This is a genomic window from Nonomuraea glycinis (assembly GCF_014646515.1).
GTDB lineage: Bacteria > Actinomycetota > Actinomycetes > Streptosporangiales > Streptosporangiaceae > Nonomuraea > Nonomuraea glycinis.
Genome location: NZ_BMNK01000002.1, coordinates 729742 through 754484 on the forward strand (window position 1 = coordinate 729742; position 24743 = coordinate 754484).

Annotated in this window: 28 protein-coding genes; 15 read left to right on the plus strand and 13 right to left on the minus strand. The window is 70.7% G+C overall.

The genetic code is table 11. The features are described 5' to 3' along the window. Positions 1-45: 45 nt before the first annotated feature. Positions 46-261, plus strand: coding sequence for a hypothetical protein (locus IEY87_RS08680; RefSeq protein WP_189137949.1), 216 nt, complete (start codon positions 46-48; stop codon positions 259-261). Between the two features lie 286 nt (positions 262-547). On the opposite strand, the gene IEY87_RS08685 is transcribed toward IEY87_RS08680, so the two are convergent. Then, on the minus strand, positions 548-991 hold the full coding sequence (locus tag IEY87_RS08685; RefSeq protein ID WP_189137950.1) for a DUF4383 domain-containing protein: 444 nt from the start codon (positions 989-991) through the stop codon (positions 548-550). 51 nt (positions 992-1042) lie between these two features. Then, positions 1043-1627 (minus strand): hemerythrin domain-containing protein, encoded by a 585-nt coding sequence (locus tag IEY87_RS08690; protein WP_225277707.1) that lies wholly within the window; start codon positions 1625-1627, stop codon positions 1043-1045. A gap of 230 nt (positions 1628-1857) precedes the next feature. On the opposite strand from IEY87_RS08690, the gene IEY87_RS08695 reads away from it, so the two are divergent. Together IEY87_RS08695 and IEY87_RS08700 are read left to right on the plus strand one after the other, a co-directional pair. After that, the gene (locus tag IEY87_RS08695) at positions 1858-3063 is read left to right on the plus strand and encodes a hypothetical protein (RefSeq protein ID WP_189137951.1); all 1206 of its coding nucleotides are present in this window, start codon (positions 1858-1860) and stop codon (positions 3061-3063) included. A 22-nt stretch (positions 3064-3085) separates the two neighbouring features. Next, complete coding sequence (locus tag IEY87_RS08700) at positions 3086-3808, plus strand: phosphodiesterase (protein WP_189137952.1); 723 nt, start codon at positions 3086-3088, stop codon at positions 3806-3808. Here IEY87_RS08700 and IEY87_RS08705 read toward each other — a convergent pair. The 4 genes from IEY87_RS08705 to IEY87_RS08720 all read right to left on the minus strand — a co-directional run bounded on the left by IEY87_RS08705 (position 3792) and on the right by IEY87_RS08720 (position 7522). Continuing rightward, entirely contained in the window at positions 3792-4847 is a 1056-nt protein-coding gene (locus IEY87_RS08705) for a VOC family protein (RefSeq protein WP_189137953.1), read from the minus strand. The two genes, IEY87_RS08700 and IEY87_RS08705, sit on opposite strands and share 17 nt — an antisense overlap. Before the next feature lie 2 nt (positions 4848-4849). Continuing rightward, positions 4850-5554 (minus strand): TetR/AcrR family transcriptional regulator, encoded by a 705-nt coding sequence (locus IEY87_RS08710; RefSeq protein WP_189137954.1) that lies wholly within the window; start codon positions 5552-5554, stop codon positions 4850-4852. An 82-nt stretch (positions 5555-5636) separates the two neighbouring features. Then, on the minus strand, positions 5637-6458 hold the full coding sequence (locus IEY87_RS08715; protein WP_189137955.1) for an SAM-dependent methyltransferase: 822 nt from the start codon (positions 6456-6458) through the stop codon (positions 5637-5639). Between the two features lie 107 nt (positions 6459-6565). Next, positions 6566-7522: an NAD-dependent epimerase/dehydratase family protein gene (locus IEY87_RS08720; protein ID WP_189137956.1), complete on the minus strand. Its 957-nt coding sequence runs from the start codon at positions 7520-7522 to the stop codon at positions 6566-6568. A 114-nt stretch (positions 7523-7636) separates the two neighbouring features. Here IEY87_RS08720 and IEY87_RS08725 point away from each other — a divergent pair, with 114 nt between their 5' ends. The 7 genes from IEY87_RS08725 (at position 7637) to IEY87_RS08755 (ending at position 14547) form a co-directional block, all read left to right on the plus strand. Continuing rightward, positions 7637-8056, plus strand: coding sequence for a hypothetical protein (locus IEY87_RS08725; RefSeq protein WP_189137957.1), 420 nt, complete (start codon positions 7637-7639; stop codon positions 8054-8056). Continuing rightward, positions 8053-9225, plus strand: coding sequence for a zinc-dependent alcohol dehydrogenase (locus tag IEY87_RS08730; protein ID WP_189137958.1), 1173 nt, complete (start codon positions 8053-8055; stop codon positions 9223-9225). The genes IEY87_RS08725 and IEY87_RS08730 overlap by 4 nt, the downstream gene beginning before the upstream one ends. A gap of 56 nt (positions 9226-9281) precedes the next feature. Beyond that, complete coding sequence (locus IEY87_RS08735; protein WP_189137959.1) at positions 9282-9455, plus strand: hypothetical protein; 174 nt, start codon at positions 9282-9284, stop codon at positions 9453-9455. A 119-nt stretch (positions 9456-9574) separates the two neighbouring features. After that, positions 9575-10885, plus strand: a complete 1311-nt coding sequence (locus tag IEY87_RS08740; RefSeq protein ID WP_189137960.1) for an AI-2E family transporter — start codon at positions 9575-9577, stop codon at positions 10883-10885. A 151-nt stretch (positions 10886-11036) separates the two neighbouring features. After that, the gene (locus tag IEY87_RS08745; protein WP_189137961.1) at positions 11037-11513 is read left to right on the plus strand and encodes a hypothetical protein; all 477 of its coding nucleotides are present in this window, start codon (positions 11037-11039) and stop codon (positions 11511-11513) included. 112 nt (positions 11514-11625) lie between these two features. Next, positions 11626-13158 carry a PucR family transcriptional regulator gene (locus IEY87_RS08750; protein ID WP_189137962.1) on the plus strand — a complete coding sequence of 511 codons (1533 nt, stop codon included), beginning with the start codon at positions 11626-11628 and terminating at the stop codon, positions 13156-13158. Positions 13159-13296: 138 nt separating this feature from the next. Next, complete coding sequence (locus IEY87_RS08755; RefSeq protein WP_189137963.1) at positions 13297-14547, plus strand: NAD(P)/FAD-dependent oxidoreductase; 1251 nt, start codon at positions 13297-13299, stop codon at positions 14545-14547. A 61-nt stretch (positions 14548-14608) separates the two neighbouring features. On the opposite strand, the gene IEY87_RS08760 is transcribed toward IEY87_RS08755, so the two are convergent. The 4 genes from IEY87_RS08760 to IEY87_RS08775 form a co-directional block, all read right to left on the minus strand. Next, a complete protein-coding gene (locus tag IEY87_RS08760; protein WP_189137964.1) occupies positions 14609-14905 on the minus strand; it encodes a hypothetical protein in 297 nt (98 codons plus the stop codon). 165 nt (positions 14906-15070) lie between these two features. Continuing rightward, complete coding sequence (locus tag IEY87_RS08765; protein WP_189137965.1) at positions 15071-16120, minus strand: aldo/keto reductase; 1050 nt, start codon at positions 16118-16120, stop codon at positions 15071-15073. Between the two features lie 68 nt (positions 16121-16188). After that, positions 16189-17448 (minus strand): C39 family peptidase, encoded by a 1260-nt coding sequence (locus IEY87_RS08770; RefSeq protein ID WP_189137966.1) that lies wholly within the window; start codon positions 17446-17448, stop codon positions 16189-16191. A 99-nt stretch (positions 17449-17547) separates the two neighbouring features. Beyond that, positions 17548-18843 (minus strand): serine/threonine-protein kinase, encoded by a 1296-nt coding sequence (locus tag IEY87_RS08775; protein ID WP_189137967.1) that lies wholly within the window; start codon positions 18841-18843, stop codon positions 17548-17550. Between the two features lie 115 nt (positions 18844-18958). Between IEY87_RS08775 and IEY87_RS08780 the strand changes: the two genes are divergently transcribed. Next, the gene (locus IEY87_RS08780) at positions 18959-19420 is read left to right on the plus strand and encodes a PPOX class F420-dependent oxidoreductase (RefSeq protein WP_189137968.1); all 462 of its coding nucleotides are present in this window, start codon (positions 18959-18961) and stop codon (positions 19418-19420) included. A 4-nt stretch (positions 19421-19424) separates the two neighbouring features. Here the strand turns inward: IEY87_RS08780 and IEY87_RS08785 are convergent, their stop codons facing one another. After that, positions 19425-19778, minus strand: coding sequence for a DUF488 domain-containing protein (locus IEY87_RS08785; protein ID WP_189137969.1), 354 nt, complete (start codon positions 19776-19778; stop codon positions 19425-19427). A 93-nt stretch (positions 19779-19871) separates the two neighbouring features. Here IEY87_RS08785 and IEY87_RS08790 point away from each other — a divergent pair, with 93 nt between their 5' ends. From IEY87_RS08790 to IEY87_RS08800, 3 genes are all read left to right on the plus strand, one after another. Next, positions 19872-20912 carry an MDR family NADP-dependent oxidoreductase gene (locus IEY87_RS08790; RefSeq protein ID WP_189137970.1) on the plus strand — a complete coding sequence of 347 codons (1041 nt, stop codon included), beginning with the start codon at positions 19872-19874 and terminating at the stop codon, positions 20910-20912. After that, positions 20899-21285, plus strand: a complete 387-nt coding sequence (locus tag IEY87_RS08795; RefSeq protein WP_189137971.1) for a MerR family transcriptional regulator — start codon at positions 20899-20901, stop codon at positions 21283-21285. Before IEY87_RS08790 ends, IEY87_RS08795 begins: the two co-directional genes overlap by 14 nt. A 63-nt stretch (positions 21286-21348) precedes the next feature. Next, the gene (locus IEY87_RS08800) at positions 21349-21543 is read left to right on the plus strand and encodes a CsbD family protein (RefSeq protein WP_189137972.1); all 195 of its coding nucleotides are present in this window, start codon (positions 21349-21351) and stop codon (positions 21541-21543) included. A 25-nt stretch (positions 21544-21568) separates the two neighbouring features. Here the strand turns inward: IEY87_RS08800 and IEY87_RS08805 are convergent, their stop codons facing one another. Next, complete coding sequence (locus IEY87_RS08805; protein ID WP_189137973.1) at positions 21569-21850, minus strand: metal-sensitive transcriptional regulator; 282 nt, start codon at positions 21848-21850, stop codon at positions 21569-21571. A 309-nt stretch (positions 21851-22159) separates the two neighbouring features. Between IEY87_RS08805 and IEY87_RS08810 the strand changes: the two genes are divergently transcribed. Next, a complete protein-coding gene (locus IEY87_RS08810; protein WP_225277708.1) occupies positions 22160-24013 on the plus strand; it encodes an ABC transporter ATP-binding protein in 1854 nt (617 codons plus the stop codon). Here the strand turns inward: IEY87_RS08810 and IEY87_RS08815 are convergent. Further along, on the minus strand, positions 23941-24603 hold the full coding sequence (locus IEY87_RS08815; protein ID WP_189137975.1) for a hypothetical protein: 663 nt from the start codon (positions 24601-24603) through the stop codon (positions 23941-23943). The two genes, IEY87_RS08810 and IEY87_RS08815, sit on opposite strands and share 73 nt — an antisense overlap. Positions 24604-24743: the final 140 nt, after the last annotated feature.

A 24743-nucleotide genomic window follows, 5' to 3' on the forward strand; every position in this document is an offset into this window, starting at 1 on the left:
GATAACGCGGTGTAGTTGTCGCGTAAAAGTAAGAATGCTGATCCCATGTCAACACCGGCGATTCTCGAAGACCTTCAAGCGGCCTTTCCTGGATGGTGCATCTGGCGTAGCTCAGCGGGGCGCATGTGGGCGACCAGGAATGGGCGGCGCCTGTCCTCGCTGGAGATCTATCACGGCCTCTGCCAAACACTCGACGCCGACGACGTCACGCAACTCGCGGAGCAGTTGAAGAACCAGGAAGAGACGGAGAAGGCGCTATGAGCACGTCGCAGGCCGGGCTGGACAAGAGCGCCAGTCGCTATCGCCTTGGACTGTCCTGTCTGGAACGGGATGCGGTGCAGCATGCCGTGGCCGCCGACGGGGGGATCAGCCTGTGCGGGGAGCAGGTGTCCCCGCTGCCGACCCTTGGCTGGTCCTTGCCGTTCGTACCGACGGTCACGCGAGCTTGCCGGGCTTGTGTCCGCTTGGCGGAGAAGCCGGACGGAGTCGTACCGCATGGACAGTCTTGAGCGCGGCTGCCGGGGGCAGCCGCGCTCAGAAGGACGGGTCAGCGGGTGGTGGGGCGGCCTCTGGTGAGGAGGAAGCCGAGGGCCAGCATGCCGATGCCCAGCAGCAGGTGGAGCCAGTTGTCGGCGCCGTTGAGCGGGACGAAGTTGGCCGCGCTGTCGTGGTCGATCAGCATGCCGTAGAGCCACAGGAGCAGGTAGATGACCCCGCCGCCGATGAGGTAGTTGCGGGCTCCTGGCACGGTTCTGGCCATCAGGATGCCGGCGACCCCGAACAGCAGGTGCACGATGTTGTGCAGGATCGAAACCTGGAAGACGCCTAACAGGAGCGCGTCCGAATGGTGGCTGGCGAACTGCAGGTCGTCGAAGTTCGTGGTGACGCCGGGGACGAAGCCCAGGACGCCGACCAGCAGGAACACCGCTCCGACGACGAGCGCGGCGAGCTGTACGGGAGACCGGGTTGCCGTGCTGCGTGGGGTGACCATAACTGCTCCCTTCCGAATTGAGTCACCGCCGACTACCCCTTGATGATCGGGTCAGTCTTGTTTGCCCATGGCTTTGCGGATCACGTCGCGGGCCCGGTCCATCATCGCCATCGGGGTGCCCACGAGCAGGTTCTTAGTCGCGGACGTGGTGCCGGGGTGCGGGTGGGTGGGGGCCATGGCCTCGGCGGCCTTGACCCCGGCCGCCAGCGCCCGGCGCTCGGCCTCGCTGGTGTGCGCGCGGAGCTGGGCGAACTCGTAGCGCTCCTCGGCGCGGGCGTGCGCCTCGACGGCGCCGCGCAGCACCAGCAGGTTCTCCATGAAGTCGGGCGCGTCCGGCCCGGCCTGGTCCAACTGCTGCAGGAGCCGCTTGGCCTGGTCCTCCTCGGTGAGGCGGTCGTTGACGATCCCTTCGCCGCCGTCGATCTTGGCGCGCGCGTAGGGGTGCACGATCTCCTCCTCCGCCGTCTCGTGTACGGCCAGCAGCCGCACCAGGCGGGTGAAGGCCTCGCCCCGGCGGTCCGCGGGCGCCCGCTCGACCTCGTCGAACAGATCCCTGATCATCCCGTGCTGCGCCTGGAGCAGGTCGATGACGTCGGTCTCCGCCATTCTTTCGGGAGCCGTCTTCTGGTAGGTCATGTCCATCTCCTCTCGAGTACGGCCGGGGCCTACCCGCCCGGCGGCCGGCCACGCCCGCCCTTACCAAGTCCGGGCCTCCCCACGGCGAGGCGCGGAGATTGTCGCTTATGTCCTCGGGTAGGCCGCTTGCGGATGGCGCCGCCGCGGTCGTCCGTCGCCCTGGAGGGGGTGCTGCGGGCGGAAAACAGGCGGCTGAGCCCAGTCGAGCAGGCCAAAGGGGAGCAAGGGACATGACCTTCAATCCACTGCAGGAGCGGGGCATCCCGCTGGACAGGCAGCTACGCAACTGGCAAGAGCTGAACGTCATGCCGATCGATCCGGACCACGCCGACCCGTACACCCGCTGCCGCGTCATCACGATGAACGGCATCGAGGTCGAGGCGATCATGTTCAGCCACCACATGGCGCGGCACTGCCCCGACCTGGAGGTCAAGCGGCAACTGGCCCAGGTCCGCTACATCGAGGCGCAGCAGCAGAAGGTGGTCAACTGGCTGCTGCCGGGCGTCGCCTCGGTGCTGGAGACGACCATCGCGTACGAGCAGGTCGCGGTCGACCTGACGGCCTGGGTGGCCCGGATGGAGCCGGACCCGTATCTCATGCAGGCCTACCAGTTCGGGGTGCTGGAGGACTTCGACCACCTCTACCGGTATGCCAACCTGTTCGAGATGATCGAGCACCGCAAGGCGGAGAAGATCGTCGACAACCTCACCGAGGTGATGCCCGGCCGTCCGACCTACCTGCACCACCGCAATCCCATCGACAACGTACGCGAGCCGTACGACAAGTCGACCGCGGCGCCGATCTCCAAGCTGCACGCGCTGACCATCATGTCGGCCGAGCAGCAGACCATGAACTTCTACATGAACGTCGGCCCCACCTACATGGAGCCGATCGCCCGCCAGCTCTACCAGGAGATCGGACTGATCGAGGAGGAGCACGTCACCCACTACGAGTCGCTCGTCGACCCGGGCGAGAGCTGGTGGGAGATGCTGCTCAACCACGAGTACAACGAGTGCTACCTCTACCACTCCTTCATGGAGACGGAGTCCGACCCCAAGGTGAAGGCCATCTGGGAGCTGCACCTCAACATGGAGCTGGAGCACCTGCGGCTGGCGGCGGAGCTGTTCAAGAGGCACGACGGCCGCGACCCCGAGCAGGTGTGCGCGCCCGCGCTGCCCGCGCCGGTCACCTTCGAGCCGAACAAGGCCTACCTGCGCGAGCTGCTCAGCACCCAGATCGACTTCACCACGCTGGGCACCGGCTACGTCCAGGACGCCCACGAGCGCTTCGAGAAGATGCAGAACGACATCATGGGCGGCGAGAAGCCCCCGTCGGAGCGCGTCATGCAGGAGAACCGCGACAAGTCCGGCGAGGAGTACCGGATGGAGACAGAGGGCCCGCACCCTGTCGGCAGCCTGCGCCTTGACCGCCACTGAGCGCGTGACGACTGAGCGCGTGATGGCTGAGCGCGTGACGGCGCGGCCGCGGCCCGGCCGCGTCGATCACGCCAGGACGGAGCGCGCCGCCGGCGTGTCGGCCCGGCTCGTGGCACGCCTGCGCCACGGGCGGGCGCTGCACCCGCGCGGCCTGATGGTGGCGGGCACGCTCGAAGTCACCGGAGGCGCGGCGTTCGGCGTGCCGGTGCTGGACGTGCCGGGCGAGCACGAGGTGGTCGCCCGGCTGTCCAAGGGCGGCTCGCTGCCGGGCGGCCTCCCCGACGTGCTCGGGCTGGCCGTCCGGCTGCCTGGCCCGCTCGACCTGCTGCTGTCCACCTGCGGCGCGGTGCCCTGGCTGCTCCGGCCGAGGACCGGCTTCACCGCCGGCCCGTACTCCTCGCTCGTTCCCTATGACACCGGTACGGGCTCCGTCTGGATCGTGGCCTGGCCCGAGGCCCCGGCGACCTCCGCGAACCCGCGGCTGCTGCCGGGCGTGCTCGGCCGGGGTCCGCTGCTGTTCCATCTGCATGCCGTACGGAAGGACAGAGCCGCGGTGCGGGTGGCGACGCTGCGGGTGCGCACGCCGCGGCCGGAGCTGGATGTGGCCTTCGATCCGGTGCTCAACAGCCACCCGGCACTGCGTCAGCCCGGGTGGCTGCGGCGGCTGCGGCGTGGCGCCTACCTGGGCTCACGCCAGGCCAGAGCCGCCGAGGTGGACACGGGGCAGGTCAGTAGCCCTGGTTGAGCACCACGCCGGCGCCCACCCGGCGCCGCTCGCCGACCTGGTCGACGAGGTTGGCCTGCTTGAAAATGATCGCCACGCCAAGCGCCTCGGCCGACGGCACGAACGGGTCACCGGCAGAGCTCCGGCCGAGCGGGACACCGTTGGCGACCAGCAACCGCTCGGCGGCGGGCAGGTCCCGGACGGTGACCGTGTAGGCGGCGAAACCGGGTATGCCCGGGGGACGCTCGCCTGGCAGGAGGTCGGCCAGCGCGGTGGCGGGGACCAGGGTGATCACCGCTCCAGGCGGGTCGATCGCCGCTCCAGGCAGGTCGAACGTGCCGGCGGAACCGTCCGGCCGCGCGGCGGGAAGGTCGAACGTGCGCGCTGGGCCGTCCTGTCGCGCGGCCTGTCCGAGGTAGGCGGCGTACCGTTTCTCGGTCTCGGCCAGGTCCGCGTCGGCGACGCACAACAGGCACCCGGCCAGCCCGATAGCACCGTTGGGATGGTCGGTGCGCAGCGCCTGGGACGGCGGGTTCTCCGCGAGCCCGACCCTGCCCTCGGGCACGCGGCCTTCCGCGCCGAACTCCAGGAAGCGGACGGGCTCCATCCGGGTGCCGTCGGCCGTCTCGATGGGGCGCCGCACCGCATGGACCCCGCCGTGGCCTACCCCGCCGGCGTCGAGACGGGCGGTGGCGGCGTCGAGGTCGGGCGCGTCGATCATGAGAATGTGCACACCCTGGAAGCGCCGGAGGCTCGCGGTGAGGGTGGCGGCGGTGGCGGGCACGGCCTCGACGATGGCGGGCAGCCGGTCGTCGGGCACGCTGAGCGGGATCGGGCGGGCGTCGCCGGGCATCCGGCCGTCGCCCGCGACGGTGACCAGCTCGATGAAGTCGCGCGGGAAGTACGCGTGCGTGTTGGCCACGCCGAACGGCTCCGGAGCGGCGCCCGGGGACGTCGGCATGACGGGATAGGCGGGAGCCGGGAGCGTGAAGCCGAGGCGGCGGTAGCGCTCGATCGCCTCGCTCATGTCGTGCACGAGATGGCCGATGTGATGAAGCATGATCACCTCTCGGGTGTCGTGTAGGCGGCGTCCCGGAAATCGCGGCCGAGCCGGCCGAAGATGGTGATGGCCCGGCTCGCCGCGCCGGTGTACGCGGTCGCGGCCGGCTCGGCGGCGGGGCCGAAGACGCGCCGCAGGATGTCGGCCAGGTGCTCGGCCTTGGCTTCCAGGTCCAGATCGAGATGCGGGGGCAGCAGCGGCTCGACGCCGAAGAAGCCGAAGACGATGGTCGGCAGCGGATAGTCGAGGTCCTCGGGGCGGAGATCCTCGCGGAGCAGGCCGTACTCGGCGAGCACGGCGAGGTAGTCGTGCGAGGCCAGCAGCTTGGCGCCCTCCAGGGGCCTGCGGGCGGGGCTGGCCAGGAAGGCGCCGAGCGTCTCGGCGTCCCGGGTGAAGATGGCCCGCAGCACCGGCCGCCGCATCGCCTCGACGAAGAAGCGGCGCATGTAGCGGTGCAGGGCGACCTCGGTGGGATCGGCGCGCATCGCCGCGACGACGGCGTCGATCATCTCGACGGCCTCTCGCGCGCCGACGGCGAAGAAGAGCTGCTCGCGGGAGCGCCAGTGCAGGTAGACGGTGCCCTTGCCGACCCCGGCCCGCTTGGCGATCTCGTCGATGGACACCCGCCGGTAACCCCAGCGCAGCAGCAGGTCCTTGGCGGTGTCAAGGATCCGGTCGGCACGGGCGAGCCGGTCGTCGTCGAGCATGGAACTCCGGTGACTGATGACCAAATTAGCACATTGGTCACCAAGTGCCGAGGGTTTACCCCGTCACGACATAAAGGAGGGTTCAGGCGTGGGGCTTGCGGGCGACGCCGGCCATGACCCAGGCTCGCTCGATCTCGGAGTGGGAGACGTACGCGTCGTTGCGCCACTGGCGGACGTAGACGAAGCCCGGCTCCACCAGCTCCAGGCCGTCGAAGAAGCGCAGCGCCTGCTCGCGGTCGCGCGGGGCGCCCGTGGGGCGTCCGAGGGCCTTGCGGAAGATGTCGCTGATCGCGTCGCGGATGTCCGGCCGGTTGTCGAAGACGGCGTGGGTGAGGCCGAGATGACTGCCCGGGGCGAGCAGGTCGCGTAGCCGGGCCACCTTCTCCTGCGGCTTCTCGTCGTCGGGGATGTACTGCAGGGTGCCACCGAAGATGAGTACGGCCACCGGCTGCTCGAAGTCGATGAGCCGCCGCATGACAGGGTCGGCGACCAACTCGTCCGGGTGGAGGATGTCCCCTTCGACCACCCCGGTCCGCTCGTTGGTGGCCAGCAGGGCGCGGGAGTGGTTGAGCGCGACCGGGTCGTCGGCGACGTAGATCACCTGGGACTCGGGCGCGATCGACTGCGCGATGGAGTGCACGTTGCGCTCGGTCGGCAGCCCCACGCCGATGTTCACGAACTGCCTGACTCCCTGCCTGGCGAGGTGCCGGACGGCCCGCTCGCGGAAGGCCTCGACGTACTCGCCCATGGCCTTGGCCTCGGGGGCGAGCGCGAGAACCTGGTCCGCGACGTCCCGGTCGACAGCGAAGTTGTCCTTGCCGCCCACGAAGTAGTCGTTCATGCGGGCGACGCTTGGAGTGCTGGCCGACACGCGCGCGGACGGTCGCTGGGACGCCTCACTCATTGGTCACCTCCTGGGGGTAGCAGGTAAAACGTTAGCAACTACTACATCCGCTATGTGTGCTTACTGTCCGATAAATGGGACCAATTCGTGAGGCGAGTCGCCGCAGGTCACGGCCGTCGGATCACCCCGTTCACGATCAGCCGGTCCACCGCCTCGGCGATGGCCTCCAGCGAGGTGTGCCGCGGCCGGTGACCCAGCAGCCGCTCGGCCTTGGCCATGCCGCAGTGCGGGCTGTGCGCGATGTGATCCCAGGTGATCTCGGCGTCCTCCGCCGGCACGGTGGTCCGCCACTGCTCCCACGGCAGGAACGCCAGCCGCGCCTCCCGCCCGAACCAGCCCGCCACCGCCTCGGCGTAACCCCGCAGCGTCAGAGCGGTGGTGGCGACCGAGTGGAAGCTCTCGCCGACGGCCGTGGCCCGGCTGGCCAGCGCGTCCATGAAGATCCGCGCCACGTCGTCGGCGTGCACGTGCTGCACGGTCTCCAGGCCGAGGTTCGGCAGGACCAGCTCCTCGCCGTCGGCCAGGGTCTGGAACACGGCCGGGTTGACGTTGCCCGCCGGATTCACCGGCACCCAGCCGGGACCGGTGATGTGACCCGGATGAATGATCGTGGCCGGGAAGCCGTCCCGGTGCGCCCGCTCCAGCAGGTAAGCCTCGATGGCCGCCTTCTTGACGCCGTAGTCGCCGAACGGCCGGCGCGGCCGGTCCTCCGTCGTCGGGACCTGGCCGCTGGGGCCGTGCACCCACACCGTGCCGCAGTGCAGGAAGTGGCGGACCCGGCCGGTCAGGGCGGTGACGAGCTCGCGCGCACTGGCCTCCTCGAAGCAGATCAGGTCGATGACCACGTCGGCCTCCAGCTCGGCGATCCGCCTGCCGAAGACGCCGTCGGCCTCCTCCGCCTCGCGGTCCGCGATCACCGTGGTGACCTGCCGCCAGGCTCCGTGCGGGCTGTAGGGCTCCCGCTTGCCGCGGCTCACCGCGACCACGTCGTGCCCCGCCGCCACCAGCCGGGGAACCAGATAAGTGCCGATGTGCCCGCTGGCGCCGATCACCACTACTCGCATGCGTCCAGCTTGTCCGCCCGTACCGGCGCTCGGCAACCCCCGCGGTTTGCCTATGGCGGGCTCGGGCAGCCGCGGGACATGAGACGTACCAACGGGTTCGGGCAGCCGCGGGGCATGAGACGTACCAAGGGCTTGATCGGCGCCGTGGTCGCCGGCGTCGCGCTCGGCGCGGGCGCGGCGGCCGCCACCCGCGCGCTGGCCGGGCGCCCGCCCCGGCCGCGCCCGTCCGGGTGGTACGCCGTCACCGTCACCACCGCGCCCGCCGCGCTGACCGGCGCCGAGCGCCCCGACCTGCTCGCCTGGCTCGCCGAACACCACGAGGTCCGCATCACCCCCGCCCCTGGCGGGCGCGGCAGTCAGATCGCGGTGCGCACCGACGACGGCGAGATCAGAGAGCGGGTGCGGGCACTCAAGCAACTCCTGGAGACCGGCGAGGTGCTGCGGGTGGACGGTCAGCCGGAGGGCCACCGCACCCCGCTCGGCCAGGTCGGGCTCCCGACGATGCGGCAGCTGATGCGAAGGGGAGCGCGATGAGGGCGCTGTGCTGGTCGGGCGTGAACGAGGTGAGCGTCCAGGAGGTGCCCGACCCCCGGCTGCTGAACCGCCAGGACGCGCTCGTCAAGGTCACCGCCAGCTCGGTGTGCGGCTCTGACCTGCATCTGCTCGACGGGTACGTGCCGACGATGATGGCCGGTGACGTGATCGGCCACGAGTTCGTCGGCGAGATCATCGAGATCGGGCCGGACGTGCGCGAGCGGCGGGTCGGCGAGCGGGTGACGGTCTGCTCCATCATCGGCTGCGGCCGCTGCCACTACTGCGCCGCCCAGCTCTACTCCCTGTGCGACAACAGCAACCCCGACCCCGGCTTCCTGGAGAAGATGAACGGCCACGCCTCGGCGGGCATCTTCGGCTACTCCCACGCCCTCGGCGGCTTCGCCGGCAGCCACGCCGAATATGTCCGCGTGCCCTTCGCCGACGTCAACGCTTTCCCTGTCCCCGACGAAGTCGCCGACGCCTCCGCGGTGTTCGCCTCCGACGCGGTGCCCACCGGGTGGATGGGTGCGGACCTGGCAGAGGTACGGCCCGGCGACGTGGTGGCGGTGTGGGGCTGCGGGGGCGTGGGCCAGATGGCGACCATGGCCGCGATCCAGATGGGCGCCGAGCAGGTGATCGCCATCGACCGCTTTCCCGAACGGCTCGCCATGGCCGAGCGCCTCGGCGCGACCACGCTCGACTACGAGCAGACCGACGTCCTGGACGCGCTCAAGGAGCTGACCGGTGGGCGCGGGCCGGACAAGTGCATCGAGGCCGTCGGCATGGAGGGCCACGGCACTGGCGCCCAGTACGCCTACGACCGGGCCAAGCAGGCGTTGCGCCTGCAGACCGACCGCGGCCTGCCGCTGCGCCAGGCCGTCCACGCCTGCCGTAAGGGGGGCATCGTCGCGGTTCTGGGCGTCTATCTCGGGCTGGTCGACAAGTTCCCGATGGGCGCGCTGATGAACAAGGGCCTGACGATGCGCGGCGCCCAGCAGCACGGCCACCGGTACATCCCGATGATCCTGAAGCGGATGGCGCGCGGCGAGCTCGACGCCTCGCACCTGCTGACCCACCCGATGAGCCTGGAGGACGGGCCCAAGGGCTACGAGCTGTTCAAACACAAGCGGGACGGGTGCGTACGGGCCGTGTTCCAGCCTGCGGTTTGACCGCGAAACCTCCGGGGAGGGGATCCTGACCAGGGGTTTTCTCTTTTGAGGTAACGATGATGATGAGCATCCGGCGGGAGCAGGAGACCGAGCAGGGCGAGGCCGCGACCAAGGCGCCACCGGCGGAGGAGGAGACGTCGCCGCATCCGGGCGGCCCGGGGAAGTTCGACACCGCAGCTGATTACGAGTTCAAGCGGCTGAAGGAGCTGAACCCAGACGATTTCGAGTAGCTGATCGCCCTGCGAGACTGTCGTCAGGCCGGTTCGCTCGCCGGGAACCCAGGTGATATCGGGAGTTCCGGGGGCACTTGGCCGTGGTAACACGCGTGCTCCCAGCAGAAGGAGAGCCCATGGCGGCGTCGAGCGATGAGCATCCCCCCGGGACGGCGTCGGGCGAGGAGCGGCCCCCCGCGCTGAGCGGAAAGCCGGCACCGGCGTCGGCGTCGGTCGAGGAGGGGGCGTCGTCGACCGTTCAGGTGGTGTTGTCGCCGTCGAACGTGTGGCGGGTGGGGTTCGCGGTCGCGGCCATGGTCGCCCTGGTGTTCTTCCTGCACTTCGTGCTGACGGACGCGGGATCGTTCCTCTTCGTGGTGGTGATGGCCTGGTTTCTGTCGCTGGCGATGGAGCCGCCGGTGGCGCGCCTGGCCCGGCACATGCGGCGCGGCGCGGCCACGGCGCTGGTGATGGCCGGCATGGGCATCGCGGCGGCGATCTTCCTTGTCCTGTTCGGGCAGCTCTTCCTGCAGCAGGTGGCGCTGCTCGTGGAGTCCCTGCCGGACGTGCTGAGCGCGGTCACGCGGTGGATCAACGGCCGGCTCGGCACCAGGTACGAGATCTCCAACATTCTGGAGTCCATCCGCCTGACCCCGCAGGACGCCGCCGGCTATGCGCAGGACGTCCTGGGCGGGCTGCTCGGCCTGGTCGGAACCGTCGCCGGGGTGGTGTTCAACGCCTTCGCCCTCGTCCTGCTGACCTACTACCTCTCGGCCGACGGCCCCCGCGCCCGCCGTTGGATCGCGGGGCTGCTGACCGGCCGCTTCCAGCAGGTCTTCGTCAGCATCTGGGAGCTGTCCACCGAGAAGACCGGCGGGTACGTCGCGGCCCGGCTCGTCCTGGCGGGCATCAACGGCAGCACGTCGGCGCTGGTGTTCCTGGTGCTCGGCATGCCGTCCTGGCTGGCGCTGGGCCTGTGGACCGGTGTGGTCGCCCAGTTCGTGCCGACGATCGGCACCTACATCTCGATCGCGCTGCCGGTGGTGGTCGGCCTGGCCTCGCCCACCCCCTGGATCGGGGTGGCGGTGCTGATCTGGGCGGTGGTCTACCAGCAGGTGGAGAACCTGACCCTGGAGCCGCGCATCAGCGCTCGCTCCGTCGACATCCACCCGGGTGTCTCCTTCGCGGCGGCGATCATGGGCGCGATGCTCTTCGGCGCGGTCGGCGCGCTGCTGGCCATCCCCGTGGTGGCGATGCTCCTCTCAGTCCTCGACACGTTCGGCACCCGCCACGCGATCGAGCCCGCCCTGACACCGCCCGAGGAAAAACCGGAGGAAATGCCCGGGGAAGTGCCCGGGGAAGAGCCGGCGGAGAACCTCGTGGAGAAACCCCAGGAAGGGCCCGGGGGAGCCCCAGCGGACACTCAGCAACAAACTCCCCGCCTCTAGCCGACCCATCCGGAAATATCGGATTCTGGGCGCTTAAATACCCGCAAAGGGATCTCTGGTGTGAGAGCATGACGCGGGCCTGATGACGCCGACTCGCTGTCATGGTGTCGGTCATGAGGCTTTCTTGACCGCCTTTCGAAAGGACGAACACGTGCGCAAGCCTGCCAAGGCTCTCGCCCTCGCCGCGATGCTGAGTGCCGGCACGGTCCTCGTGCATCCCGCCCCCGCCCTCGCGGCCGCCTACTCCCCTGAGGCGGCCTGCGCCAAGGAGTCCGGGCGCGGCGGCTGGGTCCACGTGCGCGACAACAAGCGGGCCATGAAGGACGGCAAGACCGTCTACGGCTACGTCTATCTGATGTGGAACAGGTCGCTGCAGAAGAACTGCGTCGCCGCGATCAAGACCATTTTCGCCGGCACCCCCACCTACACGCAGGCGATCCTGCACGTCCAGGGCGGTGGCGCCTACCGGGATCCGGGCAAGCTGACCGCCAAGAAGTACAAGCAGTACGCCGCCGCCATCGGCTACGGCAAGGGCCAGTGCGTCGACTTCGAGGGCTTCACCACCGACACCCGCGTCGACTACGCCCTGGCCCACGGCAGGCGCGGCAAGTTCGCCAACTGCGGCTGACACCTGCTTCACCGGCCCCGGCATCCCTACCCGATGCCGGGGCCTTTCCTATGGTCAACCTGCCTGTACGCTGCGACGTATCGCCAGGACAGGGGCAGATGGGGCGCGGCGCATGCTGAAGCTGGATCGGTTGGTGAACGTGCTCGGCGGCTACGGCGCCCGGCTGCTCACCGCCCCCGTGTCCCGGCAGGTGGAGCTCCGCAGCGTGGTCGTCCACGATCCGGCCGATCCCAGGCCCGCGAGCGGCGACGTGTTCCTGCCGGTGGGGGTGGAGTCGGCGGACGAGGCGGTGCGGCTGGCGCGGGCGGCGCGGGCCGCGGTGGTGCTGGTGCGCGAGGGCGCGCCGCTCGATGCCGGCGCCCGCGACGGCGGCCTCGCCGTCCTGCTGGTGGATCCCGAGGTGTCCTGGAGCCAGCTGTTCGGCGTGGTGTACGGCCTGGTGCTGGAAGGGCGGGAGACCGAGGCGGGGCGGGGACCGACCGACCTGTTCTCCTTCGCCGACACCCTGGCCGGGGAGCTCGCCTCTCCGGTGACCATCGAGGACCAGATGTCGCGGGTGCTGGCCTACTCCGGCTCCCAGCAGGCGGCCGACCCGGTGCGGCTGGAGACGATCCTGGGCCGCCGGGTGCCGGAGGGCATGCGCCGGCTGCTGGAGAGCCGGGGCGTCTTCGCGCATCTGGCGACCTCGGAGGAGCCGCTGTTCGTGGAGCCCGCGCCGGAGCACGGGCTGCGCGGCCGGATGGTGGTGGCGGTGCGTGCCGGGCGGGAGCTGCTGGGGTCGATCTGGGTGGAGTGCGAGCGCCCGCTGACCGGCACGGCCCGGACCGTCCTGAGCGACGGCGCCAGGGCGGTGGCGCTGCACCTGCTGCGCTCGCGGGTCAGCGCCGACCTGGAGCGGCAGGTGGAGTCCGACCTGGTCATCCAGCTCCTGGAGGGCACCGCCGACGCGCCGGCGCTGGTCAGCCGGCTCGGGCTGCCCGGTGGCCAGTTCCGGGTGATCGCGCTGCAGGCGCACATCGGCGAGGAGCGGCACGCGGCGATCCTGCTCGCCTTCGAGCGTGCCACCACGGGCTTCGGCTGGTCGCGGCCGGGGCGCAGCGCGCTGTTCGGCAACACCCTGTACACGGTGCTGCCCTGCGGCAACGACGTCACCCCGGCCCGCGACTGGCTGGCCGGGATCGTGAACGTGCTGCCCCGGCAGGTGACGGTGTTCGCCGGAGTGGGCGGCCCGGCGGCGCCCGCGCAGCTCGCGGCGGGCCGGCAGGAGGCGGACGAGAGCCTGGCCCTGCGCACGGCCAGGCCGGGCGGCGGCGCCCAGCCGGTGGTGTACGACGAGTCGTGGGACGAGATCCTGCTGCAGCGGCTGCGGGCCGCCGCCTCGGCGGGCCGCACCCCGGCGCGTGGCCCGGTGGCCGATCTGACCAGGCATGACGCCGAGCACGGCACCCGTTACATCGAGACGTTGCGGGCCTGGCTGGAGGCGCAGGGCGAGCTGGGCGAGGCGGCGGCCCGCCTGGGCCTGCACCCGAACACGGTCCGCTACCGGCTGCGCAAGATGGGCACGATCACCACCCTGCGCCTCGACGCCCCGGAGAAGCGGCTCGCGATGATCATCGCACTGGCGGTCGACCAGGGCTTGTCGTAGCAGGACAAAGGTCGATCTCTCGGTTGTCCGCCGCCCACAGCTCCTTTCTCCCTCGTACGGGTGATGCTCGTCCTAGAAGACGAAAAGGGCGATAAGTCCCTTACGGGAAACGCGCGTCATAAGAGCGGAGAAGTGGCGATGGCTATCGACGGTGGACCGCGTACGGCCGTGGTGATCGGTGCCGGTGTGGTGGGCCTGTCCACCGCCTGGTTCCTCCAGGAGCGCGGCGTGGACGTGACCGTGGTGGACCGCGACGGCGTGGCCGCCGGCGCGTCCTGGGGCAACGCGGGCTGGCTCTCGCCCGGCCTCGCCATCCCGCTGAACGAGCCCGGCGTCCTGCGCTACGGCCTGCGCTCGCTGCTCGACCGGGACGCCCCGCTGCACGTGCCGGCCACTCCGGACGTGGGCCTGTGGTCGTTCCTGGCCCGGTTCGCGCTGCACTGCAACTGGACGGACTGGGGCCGCGCCGTACAGGCCAACATGCCCTTCAACGAGGAGGCCCTGGAGGCCTTCGACGTGCTCGCCGCCAACGGCGTCGAAGCGCCCACCCACGACGCCCCGATCATGGCGGCGTTCGCGAACGCCCGGCAGGCGGTGTCGCTCCTGCACGAGCTGCGGCGGATCAACGACTCCGGGCTGGAGATCCGCTACGCCGCCCTTGAGGGCGAGGCGCTGCGCGAGCAGGCGCCCCAGCTCTCGTCCGGGGCGCGGGCGGGCATCCGGCTGGACGGTCAGCGCTACGTCGACCCCGGCGCGTTCACCGAGTCGCTGGCCAGTGCCGTCACCGCGCGCGGCGCCACGATCCGCGCCGGTTTCCGGGTGAGCGGCGTACGCGCCGAGGCCGGCGGGCACACGGTCGTGTCCGACACCGGGGAGTCGCTCCGAGCCGACGCCGTCGTCCTGGCCACCGGCGCCTGGCTGAACCAACTCGGCAAGCAGTGGGGCGTCCGGACGCCGGTGCGCGCCGGGCGGGGTTACTCCTTCACCGTGCCGACGGACGAGCCCGTGCCCGGCCCGATCTACCTGCCGGCCGTCCGGGTGGCGTGCACGCCGTACCAGGGCAAGCTGCGGGTGGCCGGCACGATGGAGTTCCGCGACGCCGACGCCCCGCTCTACCAGCGGCGGGTCGAGGCGATCATCTCGTCCGCGCGGCCGCTGCTGTCCGGCGTCTCCTGGGAGGAGCGCACCGACACCTGGGTCGGCCCGCGCCCCGTCACCCCCGACGGCAAGCCGCTGGTCGGCGCCACGGCCGTGCCCGGCGTCTACGTCGCCGGTGGCCATGGCATGTGGGGGTTCACCCACGGCCCGGCCACCGGCCGCATGCTCGCCGAGCGGATCACGACCGGCAAGCTCTCGGCGGCGCTGCGGGAGTTCGATCCCACCCGCTGACCAGCTCGGAAAACGCGGTCGCCGCCACCTCATCGAGGTGGCGGCGACGGTGCTGCCTGCGTCAGATAGCGGCGCCGATCGCGTGGTCGACCAGGTCGTAGTCTGCCGGGCAGGACAGGTGGTTGCGCTTGCCGTTGAACTTCTCGACCAGTTCCGCGGTGGTGTTGTCGTTCTCGCAGCGGATCCAGTGCTGGTACTCACGGGAGTAACGGCAGCTGGCGATCGAGGTGTCGTTGATGGAGTACAGCTTGCACTCGATCGGCGGCGCCGCGGCGGCCGAGGCGGTGCCCGCGGAGAAGATGAGACCACCGGCGATCAGGCCGGGGGTGGCGAGCATGACAAGGGTGCGCTTGAGCATGATTACCTCCGTGTGAGGCGGCGCCGGTCACCCGATGCCGCGAGTCGTTACGTTGCGTAGTCATGCTCGCGGCAAGGGCCACCGTCCCGCAGGAAAGCCATGGCGCACAATGGTCAAATCCTCGTCACGACCCGGTAGGGCGAACCGCCCTCGCTGCGCGCGGAGTCAGACCGCGGCCCGGTCCGCGAGAGGGCGACGCCGCAGAGCCGGATCGGCCAGCGCGGGGGGACGCCAGGCGCCGTCCGGCTGGTACAGGTTCGTCCCCGGCGGGACGATCTCGTCGATCCGGTCCAGTGTCTCGTCGTCAAGAGTCAAGGAAGCGCCCTTCAACAGCCCGTCAAGCTGCTCCATCGTCCGCGGCCCGATGATCACCGAGGTGACCGCACGATGCGCGAGCGGGAAGGCCACCGCGAGCTCCGGCAGCGTCCGGCCCAGCTGCCCGGCCAGCTCGGCGAGCCGGTCCGCCACCTCCAGCTTGACCTGGTTCTCCGGGATCGTGGGGTCGAACCGGGCCGGGTTGAGCAGGGCCCGACCACGGGACAGGTCGCCGTCCACGCCCTTGCGATAGCGGCCGGACAGGAACCCGGAGGCCAGCGGCCCCCAGGTCAGCACGCCCATCCCCCAGCGCTCGCACACCGGCAGCACCGACGCCTCGACGCCACGGGCCAGCAAGGAGTACGGAGGCTGCTCCGTACGGAATCGCGGCAGTGCGCGGCGCTCGGCCACGTAGTGGGAGTCGACGATCTGCTCGGCCGGGAAGGTCGAGCAGCCGAACGCGCGGATCTTGCCCTGCCGCACCAGGTCGCCCAGCACCGACAGCGTCTCCTCGACGTCGGTCGAGCGGTCCGGCCGATGCACCTGGTAGAGGTCGATCCAGTCGGTCCGCAGCCGCTTGAGGCTCTCCTCGACCTCCTGCACGATCCAGCGCCGCGAGTTGCCGCCCCGATTGGGCCCCTCTCCCATCGGGAAGTGCACCTTCGTGGCGAGCACGACATCGTTCCTGCGCCCCCGCAGCGCCTTGCCGACGATCTCCTCGGATTCGCCCGCCGAGTACATGTCGGCGGTGTCGACGAAGTTGATCCCCTGGTCGAGCGCGGCGTGGATGATGCGGACGCAGTCGTCGTGATCCGGGTTCCCCACGGCGCCCAGCATCATCGTCCCCAGGCAGTGGACGCTCACCTCGATGCCGGTGCCGCCAAGAGCGCGGTAGCGCATGGCCACCCTCCTAAGACTCGGTACGTGATCCGCACCGTAAAGCGTGGACCCCGCTCCAGGTCAAATCCTCACCAATTGGCCGGCAGGCCCGGGGTGGTCGGGGGCAGGGCGTGGCCCGGCGGGTGGATGACGTAGGCGATGCCGCCGCTGCTGGAGCCGCGCAGCCAGACGTTCTCGAACGCGGCCCTCGGATAGACGTGCCGCACGCGGGCGTTGCTGGGGGAGGCGGGATCGTTGGCGATCACGTCGCCGGTCGCGGTGAACCCGACGACCACCATGATGTGGCCGTCGGTGCCGTAGCCCGCGCCCGGCAGCTCGTCCTTCTTGAACGACTGCGAGGTGATCACCGGGATGCCGGCGCCGATCAGGCGCTCCAGCTCGGTCAGCGTGCGCAGCCGGGTGATGAACCCGTCCACGCCGTAGCGGCCGGCGTAGGCGACGTTGAACGGCCAGTTGCCGGCGCCCTGGTAGGCGTGGTCGTAGGTGTGGCGGGCGGCGTGGTCCACTTCCGGATCGGGGTCGGCCGGGTTCACCCAGGAGGTGTCCTGCGCGCTCGGCCACCGGTCCCAGTAGCCGAGCACCATGGTGGTCGAGGTGGGGCTGCACCAGGCCTGGCCGCCGCCGTTCCACTCCGGGTAGTGGCCCTGGTGGACCCGCTGGGAGCGGCGGGGGACGTCCAGTTCGGTCCCCCAGGCGCCGCCCGCCGGGCTGACCGGCACCTTCTCGCGCCGCGGAACGCGGGAGGCCATCGCGCCGAGGGTGCGCACGCGCGGCGCGACGGTGGAGCCGGGCGTCCGGTAGAGGGTGACCCGGAGCTGGTAGGCGTCGATCCGCCGGCCCTTCGCCGCGACGAGCGTGTCGACGGCCACGTTCGCGTCGGCGTCGCCCTGCCCTCGCACCGAGGTGCGCTGGATGTCGCCGTCGCCGTAGGCCCAGCGGCCCAGCACGTACCACTTGGTCAGCCCGGAGCCGTTGCGGGCGCGCGCCTCGACCTGCATCCAGCTCCCGGCCGGGACGTCGGCGGTCCAGGAGGCGATCAGCTCGGTGGCGGGGAAACCGAGCGCCCGCTCGGGGCCGGTCCAGCGGGCGTACTCCCACGTGCTGGTGCCGAGCGCGTCGGTGTAGGAGGTGGTGCCGGTGGCGGCGGCGAAGGACAGGCCGTCGTCGGTGCCCGTCCCGTCGGCGGCGCCGGCGGCGAACACGGCCCGCTGGTAGACGACGTCGGCCGGCTTGGTCCCGACCTTCTCCTGGCCGGCGGCGGGGGTGGCGAGCGCTGTCGCCAGCAGGACGGTGGAGAGGAAGCCGGTCACCACGGTCAGCCTGCGCATGGACCTACCTTCTCTGACGGCGCTCGATCGCGGCCGACAGTAGGCAACGTGGGCGTGAAACACATCGGCAAATCTACGTATGGCACCGGCCATGCGGCCTCAGCCCTTGTACCGCCCCTTGGCCTTACCGGCCGTGCCCTGCTTCTTGGCCTGCCCGGGCGGCACCTGCTTCTTGGCCTGGCCCGGTGGGATCCGCTTCTTCTTCGCCTGGCCGGGTGGGACCCAGGAGCTGCTGGACTTCGTGGCGGTGGCCTGCGGCTGGTCCCGGTCCTGCGTACGCCGGGACGACGGGGACTTGGTCCGCTTGTGCGACATGCGCTGGACGTACAGAATGCCGCTCTTCGCCGCGCGGGCGGCGTCCGAGGGGGTCTCCATGGCGGACGGCGGGATGATCGCGGCGGGGTGGTGCGTGGGCTCGGAGTGCCCCGAGGTGGTGACCACGCAGACGATCAGCGCCGCCATGGCCGCGGCCTCCCGCCCGTGCACCGCCACCTTCCGGCGCACCGCCCGCCACCGCACGCCCAGGGGCCTCGCGGGAGCGCGCGTCTCGGTGGACGGCGCGGCGGCGGCCGGCTTCGGCTCGAACAGCGCCGCGACGCGCTCAAGCTGCTCCTGTACGCGGGCCGAACCGGTCCGCTCGCCGGGGTCCTTCTCCAGCAGACCGCTGATGACCGGGGCCAGCTCCCCGGCCTGGTCGAACGGCGCGGGCGAGGAGGTCACCACCGCGCTCAGGGTGGCCTGCTCGCTGCCCTGGGCGAACGGGGTGCGGCCCTCGACGGCCGCGTACAGCGTCGCGCCGAGCGACCACAGGTCCGACCGCGCAGTGGCGGGCCCGCCACGAGCACGCTCAGGGGCGATGTACGCGGCCGTGCCCATCACGACGTTCGCCTGCGGGCGCTCGTCGTCCAGCGTGGTGGCGAGCCCGAAATCGGTCAGGATCGCGCTCCCCTCGCCGGTGAGCAGGATGTTGGCCGGCTTCACGTCGCGGTGCAGAACCCCTGCGGCGTGCGCGGCGCGCAGCGCGGCCAGCACCTCCAGCCCGATCCGGGTGACGGTGGCGACCGGCAGCGTCCCCCGGCCGGCGATCACGGTGGCGAGGCTGCTGGACGGGACGTACTGCATGATGATCCACGGCCGCTCGTCCGCCAGCACCACGTCGTACACGGCCGCGATGTTCGGATGCGTCAGGCGGGCGGCGATGCGCGCCTCCCGCATGGTGCGCGCGATCTGCTCCTCGTGCTGCGGTCCGGAGACGGTCAGCTCCTTGACCGCCACCTCGCGGTCCAGCAGCTCGTCGTGGGCGCGCCAGACGGTGCCCATGCCGCCGGAGCCCAGCTTGGCCCGCAATCGATAGCGTCCGCCCAGCAACCATCCTTCGTACCGCGCATTGGCCATATAGCCAGAACTATCGGATCAAGGTCACCTCGCACAACGCATCTGCTCAACACCGCACAGATCGCGCGCGTGGAAGGATCGGGTTCATCACCGTAAGCGGAAAGGCACCTGTGAGATGGCCCCGAACATCGCGAAAGCTGATCGCGTAGAACTGCCCGAACTGCTCGACTTCCTGCGCCCCAGGCATCACGGCCTGCTGTCGACCACTCGCGCCGACGGCCGGCCCCAGCTCTCGCCGGTCACCTGCGGGGTCGACGCCGAGGGCCGGATCGTGGTCTCCACCTATCCCGACCGGGCCAAGGCCCGCAACGCCCGCCGCGACCAGCGGGCCTCGATCTGCGTCCTGTCCGACACCTGGGACGGCCCGTACGTCCAGGTGGACGGCCGTGCCGAGGTGCTGGACATGCCGGAGGCCCTGGACGGGCTCGTCGAATACTTCCGGTGCATCTCCGGTGAGCACCCGGACTGGGACGAATACCGTGCGGCCATGCGCCGCCAGGACAAGTCCCTGATCCGTCTGCACATCGAGCGCTGGGGCCCCATCGCGACCGGCGGCTTCCCCGCCCGCCTGGCGTAGCCGGTCAGCCGTGCTGGTCCTTGAGGTGGTCGCGGAGCACGACGGCCTGGTTGTGCTCGGTGTCCTTGGCGGCGTAGAGCAGCGTCACCGGGCCCTTCGCGGCGGCCTCCAGCAGGGGCTCGATCGCCTCGGGGCGTTCGGCCAGCTCGGCTCGGTAGCGGGTGGCGAACTCGGGGAAGCGTTCGGGGCGGTGGCCGAACCACTGGCGCAGCTCCGTCGAAGGGGCGGCGTCGCGCGCCCAGCCGTCGAGCCGCAGGTCACTCTTGCGTACGCCTCGGGGCCACATGCGGTCCACGAGGAAAACCGCGCCTGACGGTGTCGTGTGGTCGTACACGCGCTGGATGCTGATCGGTCCCATCCTCACCTCCTACCCAGGGGCTGCGATTTGCCTTTGACGTGCGGGTCAAGGGTTACCGTCGCGGAGCCGTACAGACCCTTCGGAAGGATCGTCATGACCCGCACCTCTCGTGAAGTCCGGCTCGTCAGCAAGCCCGCAGGGCTGCCGGGGCCGGCGCATTTCGTTGTCACCGAGACGCCGCTGCCGGTGCCGAAGGACGGCGAGGTCCTGGTCAGGAACCACTACTTCCAGGTCTTCCCCGCCATGCTGCGCACCATGATCGGCGGTGGCACCGAGGCGCACCCGGCGCTGTTCCCGGGCGACACGCTGCTGGGGCCGGCGGTCGGGGAGGTCGTCTCGGCCCCCGGGACAAGCCCGCTGCGGACGGGTGAGCTGGTCTCGCACTGGCTGGGCTGGCGTGAGTACGCGGCCGTGCCCACCGAGGCCTGCACCCCGCTGGGTGACGACACGCTGCCCGACCCGGTCGCCCACCTGTCGCAGGGGTGGACGGCGTACGGCGCGCTCACCCGGGCCGCCAAGGTGCGGCCCGGCGACACGGTGTTCGTGACCGGTGGCGCGACCGCGGTCGGTGTGCTGGCCGGGCAGATCGCCCGCCTGCTGGGCGCGGGGCGGGTGATCGGCACCACCGGGTCACCGGAGAAGGCGGCCAGGATGGTCGCCGAGTTCGGCTACGACGCGGCGCTGCTGCGTGGCGCGGAGCCGATCGCCGACCAGCTGGCCAAGGCCGCGCCGGAAGGTATCGACGTGCTGCTGGACACCGTCGGCGGCGACCAGCTGGAGGCGGCGGTCGCGGCGGCCCGGCCCGAAGCCAGGCTCGTCCTGGTGGGAGTGCTGGCCGCGCAACTGTCCCCGGAGGGCACCGGCGCGACGGCGCCGCCGGTCACGTTCGACGCGAGCCTGCTCATCCTCAGGCGGATCCAGCTGCTCGGTTTCACCGCCCAGGACCATCCGGACGCGCTGCCGGAGTGGATCGAGCGCTTCGACGGCTGGCTCCGCTCCGGGGCCATCACCTTCCCGCACGTCCGGGTGGCAGGCATAGAGCACGCCACCCGGGTGTTGCAGGAGACGATCGACGGGCGGCATCTGGGGACCGTCGTCGTGGACGTCAACGGGAGAGCGGATGCGGATCGGTGACGCGGCGGCTGCGGCGGGCACGACGCCCAGGGCGCTGCGGTTCTACGAGCAGCGCGGGCTGCTGCCCCCGGCCTCGCGGACCGCGACCGGGCAGCGGCGCTACGGTCCGCGCGACGTGGCCAGGGTGCGGCTGATCCGCCGGCTGCTGTCGGTGGGGCTGACCGTCGAGGACGTGCGCGGCTGCCTGGCGGATCCGGTGGTCGTGTTCGACGGCGACACGCTGCCGCCGTGCGATGCGCCCGAGTGCGCGTTCACGCAGACGTCGGCGATCATCGAGCGCCGGTTGGATGTGCTCAACGCCGAGATCTCCCGTCTGGCCGGGCTGCGCGACCAGCTCAGGGAGGCCGTGGGCCACGGCGTCGCCGCCCGTTGAGGTTTTCCGCCGGTGGGCTCGGATAGAGGACGGGTTCATCCGAGACAGCGATAGGGGCGGAACATGGGCGCCGACGACAAGGTTTCGAACAAGGCCGAAGAGCTGAAGGGCAAGGCCAAGGAGGGCGTGGGCCGGGTGACCGACGACGAGCGCCTTGAGGCTGAGGGCCACGCCGACCAGGGCAAGAGCAAGCTCAAGCAGGCCGGCGAGAAGGCGAAGGACGCCACGAAGAACGTCAAGGACGCTTTCAAGCACTGAGTCAGGCCGCGGGGTGGTCGTCAGGTCAGGAGCGGACGAGCCTGGCGATCGCCTCGGACGCCTCCTTGACCTTGGCCTCCGCCTCCGGGCCGCCCTTGAGGGTGGCCTCGGCCACGCAGTGGGCCAGATGCTCCTCCAGCAGGGAGATCGCGAAGGACTGCAGGGCGCTGCTGGTCGCGGAGACCTGGGTGAGAATGTCGATGCAGTATTTGTCGTCCTCCACCATCCGCTCCAGGCCGCGCACCTGGCCTTCGATGCGGCGCAGCCGCCGCTGGTGGTTCTGCTTGTTCTCGGTGTAGCCGACCATCCTCGTACTCTACCCCCGTACGGTATGCGTGTCAGGCCGGTCCGTGCGCCAAGCCGGAACTCGATGCTTTTTAGCCGCCGTTTGCCGTAATTCAGGAAACGCCTTTCGGTACAGGCGATAAAGGTCAAGCCTTCTTTGGCTTACGTGTTTGGTGTGGTTTATGGGTATATAGCGGTTAGCGTCCTAATCGACGCTCCAACCACAGGGGGTAGACATGAAGCTCATTCCCGCTGGTTTCAGGTCAGGCTGTTGCGGCTGCCGTCGTCGTCGCTGCTGCGGATGCGGCTGGCGTCGCCGTAGGTGCGGCTGGTGGTGGTAGAACGCCCTGAGAGCCGGCGGCCCCACCGCCGGCTCTCGTTCTCCGGTACAGGCAGGGGAGACCGTCCGGCTCTCGCGCCGGCGGTCTCCCTGCGCCGCACCTTCCGCGAGTTCTGGCCCGACACCGAGGGCCTGCGCTGGCTGCTCGCGGCGGGTGTGCTGTGCGCGGTCCTGGCCGCCCTCTGCGAGGTCGCGGCCATCGGGCTGTTCGGCCGCATCACCGACGAGGTGCTCACCACCCGGGATTTGGACGCGTTCTGGAGACCGGCGTTCTCCTGGCTGGCGCTGGCGGTGGTGGCCGGGCTGGCCTCGCTCGCCGGGACGTACGCCACGGCCGTGGGCGCGGAGCGCTTCCTGCTGCGGCTGCGTGACCGGGTGTTCTCGCACGTGCAGCGGTTGTCCCCCGATTTCTCGGAGAACCGGCGCCTGGGCGACCTGATGGCCCGGCTCACCGACGACATCGAGGCCATCGAGGAGCTGATGGGCTCCGGCCTGGTGAAGCTGTTCACCACGATCGCCAGCGTGATCTTCTTCGCCGGCGCGGCCTTCTACGTCCGCTGGGACCTCGCGCTGGTCACGATGGCACTGGTGCCCCTCTTCCTGGTGGTCTCGAAGGTCTTCGCGTCCAGGTTCAGGACGGCCGCCGCCCGCGAGCGGCGCAGCAACGGGGACATGAACAGCGTCCTGGAGGAGGGCCTGGCCAACCAGTCGCTCGTGCAGGCGTACAACCGTCAGCAGAGCGAGTCGCAGCGCCTGCACCGCACGGGGCTGGGCTGGCTGCGCGCCAACCTCACCCAGGCGTGGCTCTCCGGCCTGTACGGTCCAGCCGTCCGGGTGCTCGAGACCTGCTGCCTCATCGTCGTGCTCGGCTTCGGCGCCTGGGAGATAGCCGCCGGCCGGCTCACCATCGGCGGCCTGCTCGCCTTCGCCGCCTACCTGGCGATGCTCTACCCGGCCGTGCAGAGCCTGGGGGAGATCGCGCTCACCGTGTCGGAGGCGGCGGCGGGCTCCGACCGCGTCATGGAGATCCTCGGCACCCGGCCGGCCGTCACCGACGGCGACACCGCCACGCCCTTCGCCACGAGGCCGCGCGGCCGGGTCGAGTTCCAGCACGTCGGCTTCCGCTACCCCAGCCGCAGGAGGCCCGCCCTGCAGAACCTGTCGTTCGTCGCCGAGCCGGGTGAGCTGCTGGTCTGCACCGGGCCGAGCGGGGCCGGCAAGTCCACCCTGGCCAAGCTGCTGCTGAGGTTCTACGACCCCGGCAGCGGCCGCATCCTGCTGGACGGGGTCGACATCCGCGAGGTGACCCGCGACTCGCTGCGCGCGAACATCACCGTCCTGCACCAGGAGACGCTGCTGTTCTCCGGGTCGGTGCGCGACAACCTCGCCTATGGCCGCCCGGCCGCCACGCTCGACGAGGTGATCCGCGCGGCGGAGCTGGCCGGCGTGCACGACTTCGTCAGGACGCTGCCACAGGGGTACGACACGCGGGTGGGGCAGCGCGGCAGGCTCCTGTCCGGAGGCCAGCGGCAGCGCGTCGCCATCGCCAGGGCGATCCTGCGCGACGCCCCCGTGCTCGTTCTCGACGAGCCGATGACCGGCCTGGACCAGGCCACGGCCACGCGGATCATGGAGCCGCTGCGCCTGCTGATGGCCGGGCGGACGACGATCCTCATCACCCACGACCTGCGCCAGGTGCCGCACGACGCGCGGGTGATCGAACTGGAGCCGGTGGCCCGGCAGGACCGGCTCCGCCTCAAGCGCCGGCGGCGTCACGAGGTGAGGCCGCTGAAGATCCCTTCGACGATCCTGCTGACGCCGCCGAGGGTGTCGAGGAGCGACTGAGGCCGGGCCGGCGTCGTGTCGGCAGGCGGTACGGCGCCTCGGTCGTACCGCGAGACGACGGCGATGCCGTCCCCCGAGATGAGCGTGGCGCCCCACGGCGCGGCCGAGACGACGCCGGTGTCGCTCACGCAGACCGCCGTGGTCCTGCCGAGCACGCCCTGGAGCAGGTCGTCGACGCCGACGGCGCGGGTCTGTGCCGGGATCCGGCCGCTGTCCGGCGCCCACTCGGGCCGGTACGCGGCCAGGAAGGGGTCGTCGTAGACGTCGGCGAGCAGTCCCTGGGCGAACGCCTCGACGTCGTCCTCGTCGGGCAGCGACACGGACGAGGTCCAGTCCTCGGCCACCACGCCGTCCTCGTCCACGCCGCCGAACAGGCCCTGGAGCAGTTCGTCGGCGGGGATGACGTCGAGCACCGAGCCGGTCGACGCCTGAAGGACGAGGCCGCCGTCCGGGCACGGCAGCGCGGCGGCGGCGTCATCGGCGGCGGCGACCGGGCCGGCGGCGGCGCCCTCGGCGGCGGAGACGGGGCCGGTCAGCAAGGCCAAGCCGGTGACGGTCGCGGTCAGTGTGGTGATGACGTGCTTGTACATGGGTCCCCCTGAGGGTGGTCACTGATCATCCGCGTGATCATTACCCGCAGAAGTGGATCATCTACTTAATGGTTGGATCAGACACTCTTTACCGTTCTGGACTGGTGTTCAGCCCGTGGTCATTGATATCCGCCTGAACA

Coding starts and splice junctions, on each gene's coding strand:
- IEY87_RS08680 (WP_189137949.1), top strand. CDS start 46: ATGTCAACACCGGCGATTCTCGAAGACCTTCAAGCGGCCTTTCCTGGA.
- IEY87_RS08685 (WP_189137950.1), bottom strand. CDS start 991: ATGGTCACCCCACGCAGCACGGCAACCCGGTCTCCCGTACAGCTCGCC.
- IEY87_RS08690 (WP_225277707.1), bottom strand. CDS start 1,627: ATGACCTACCAGAAGACGGCTCCCGAAAGAATGGCGGAGACCGACGTC.
- IEY87_RS08695 (WP_189137951.1), top strand. CDS start 1,858: ATGACCTTCAATCCACTGCAGGAGCGGGGCATCCCGCTGGACAGGCAG.
- IEY87_RS08700 (WP_189137952.1), top strand. CDS start 3,086: ATGGCTGAGCGCGTGACGGCGCGGCCGCGGCCCGGCCGCGTCGATCAC.
- IEY87_RS08705 (WP_189137953.1), bottom strand. CDS start 4,847: ATGCTTCATCACATCGGCCATCTCGTGCACGACATGAGCGAGGCGATC.
- IEY87_RS08710 (WP_189137954.1), bottom strand. CDS start 5,554: ATGCTCGACGACGACCGGCTCGCCCGTGCCGACCGGATCCTTGACACC.
- IEY87_RS08715 (WP_189137955.1), bottom strand. CDS start 6,458: ATGAGTGAGGCGTCCCAGCGACCGTCCGCGCGCGTGTCGGCCAGCACT.
- IEY87_RS08720 (WP_189137956.1), bottom strand. CDS start 7,522: ATGCGAGTAGTGGTGATCGGCGCCAGCGGGCACATCGGCACTTATCTG.
- IEY87_RS08725 (WP_189137957.1), top strand. CDS start 7,637: ATGAGACGTACCAAGGGCTTGATCGGCGCCGTGGTCGCCGGCGTCGCG.
- IEY87_RS08730 (WP_189137958.1), top strand. CDS start 8,053: ATGAGGGCGCTGTGCTGGTCGGGCGTGAACGAGGTGAGCGTCCAGGAG.
- IEY87_RS08735 (WP_189137959.1), top strand. CDS start 9,282: ATGATGATGAGCATCCGGCGGGAGCAGGAGACCGAGCAGGGCGAGGCC.
- IEY87_RS08740 (WP_189137960.1), top strand. CDS start 9,575: ATGGCGGCGTCGAGCGATGAGCATCCCCCCGGGACGGCGTCGGGCGAG.
- IEY87_RS08750 (WP_189137962.1), top strand. CDS start 11,626: ATGCTGAAGCTGGATCGGTTGGTGAACGTGCTCGGCGGCTACGGCGCC.
- IEY87_RS08755 (WP_189137963.1), top strand. CDS start 13,297: ATGGCTATCGACGGTGGACCGCGTACGGCCGTGGTGATCGGTGCCGGT.
- IEY87_RS08760 (WP_189137964.1), bottom strand. CDS start 14,905: ATGCTCAAGCGCACCCTTGTCATGCTCGCCACCCCCGGCCTGATCGCC.
- IEY87_RS08765 (WP_189137965.1), bottom strand. CDS start 16,120: ATGCGCTACCGCGCTCTTGGCGGCACCGGCATCGAGGTGAGCGTCCAC.
- IEY87_RS08770 (WP_189137966.1), bottom strand. CDS start 17,448: ATGCGCAGGCTGACCGTGGTGACCGGCTTCCTCTCCACCGTCCTGCTG.
- IEY87_RS08775 (WP_189137967.1), bottom strand. CDS start 18,843: ATGGCCAATGCGCGGTACGAAGGATGGTTGCTGGGCGGACGCTATCGA.
- IEY87_RS08780 (WP_189137968.1), top strand. CDS start 18,959: ATGGCCCCGAACATCGCGAAAGCTGATCGCGTAGAACTGCCCGAACTG.
- IEY87_RS08785 (WP_189137969.1), bottom strand. CDS start 19,778: ATGGGACCGATCAGCATCCAGCGCGTGTACGACCACACGACACCGTCA.
- IEY87_RS08790 (WP_189137970.1), top strand. CDS start 19,872: ATGACCCGCACCTCTCGTGAAGTCCGGCTCGTCAGCAAGCCCGCAGGG.
- IEY87_RS08795 (WP_189137971.1), top strand. CDS start 20,899: ATGCGGATCGGTGACGCGGCGGCTGCGGCGGGCACGACGCCCAGGGCG.
- IEY87_RS08800 (WP_189137972.1), top strand. CDS start 21,349: ATGGGCGCCGACGACAAGGTTTCGAACAAGGCCGAAGAGCTGAAGGGC.
- IEY87_RS08805 (WP_189137973.1), bottom strand. CDS start 21,850: ATGGTCGGCTACACCGAGAACAAGCAGAACCACCAGCGGCGGCTGCGC.
- IEY87_RS08815 (WP_189137975.1), bottom strand. CDS start 24,603: ATGTACAAGCACGTCATCACCACACTGACCGCGACCGTCACCGGCTTG.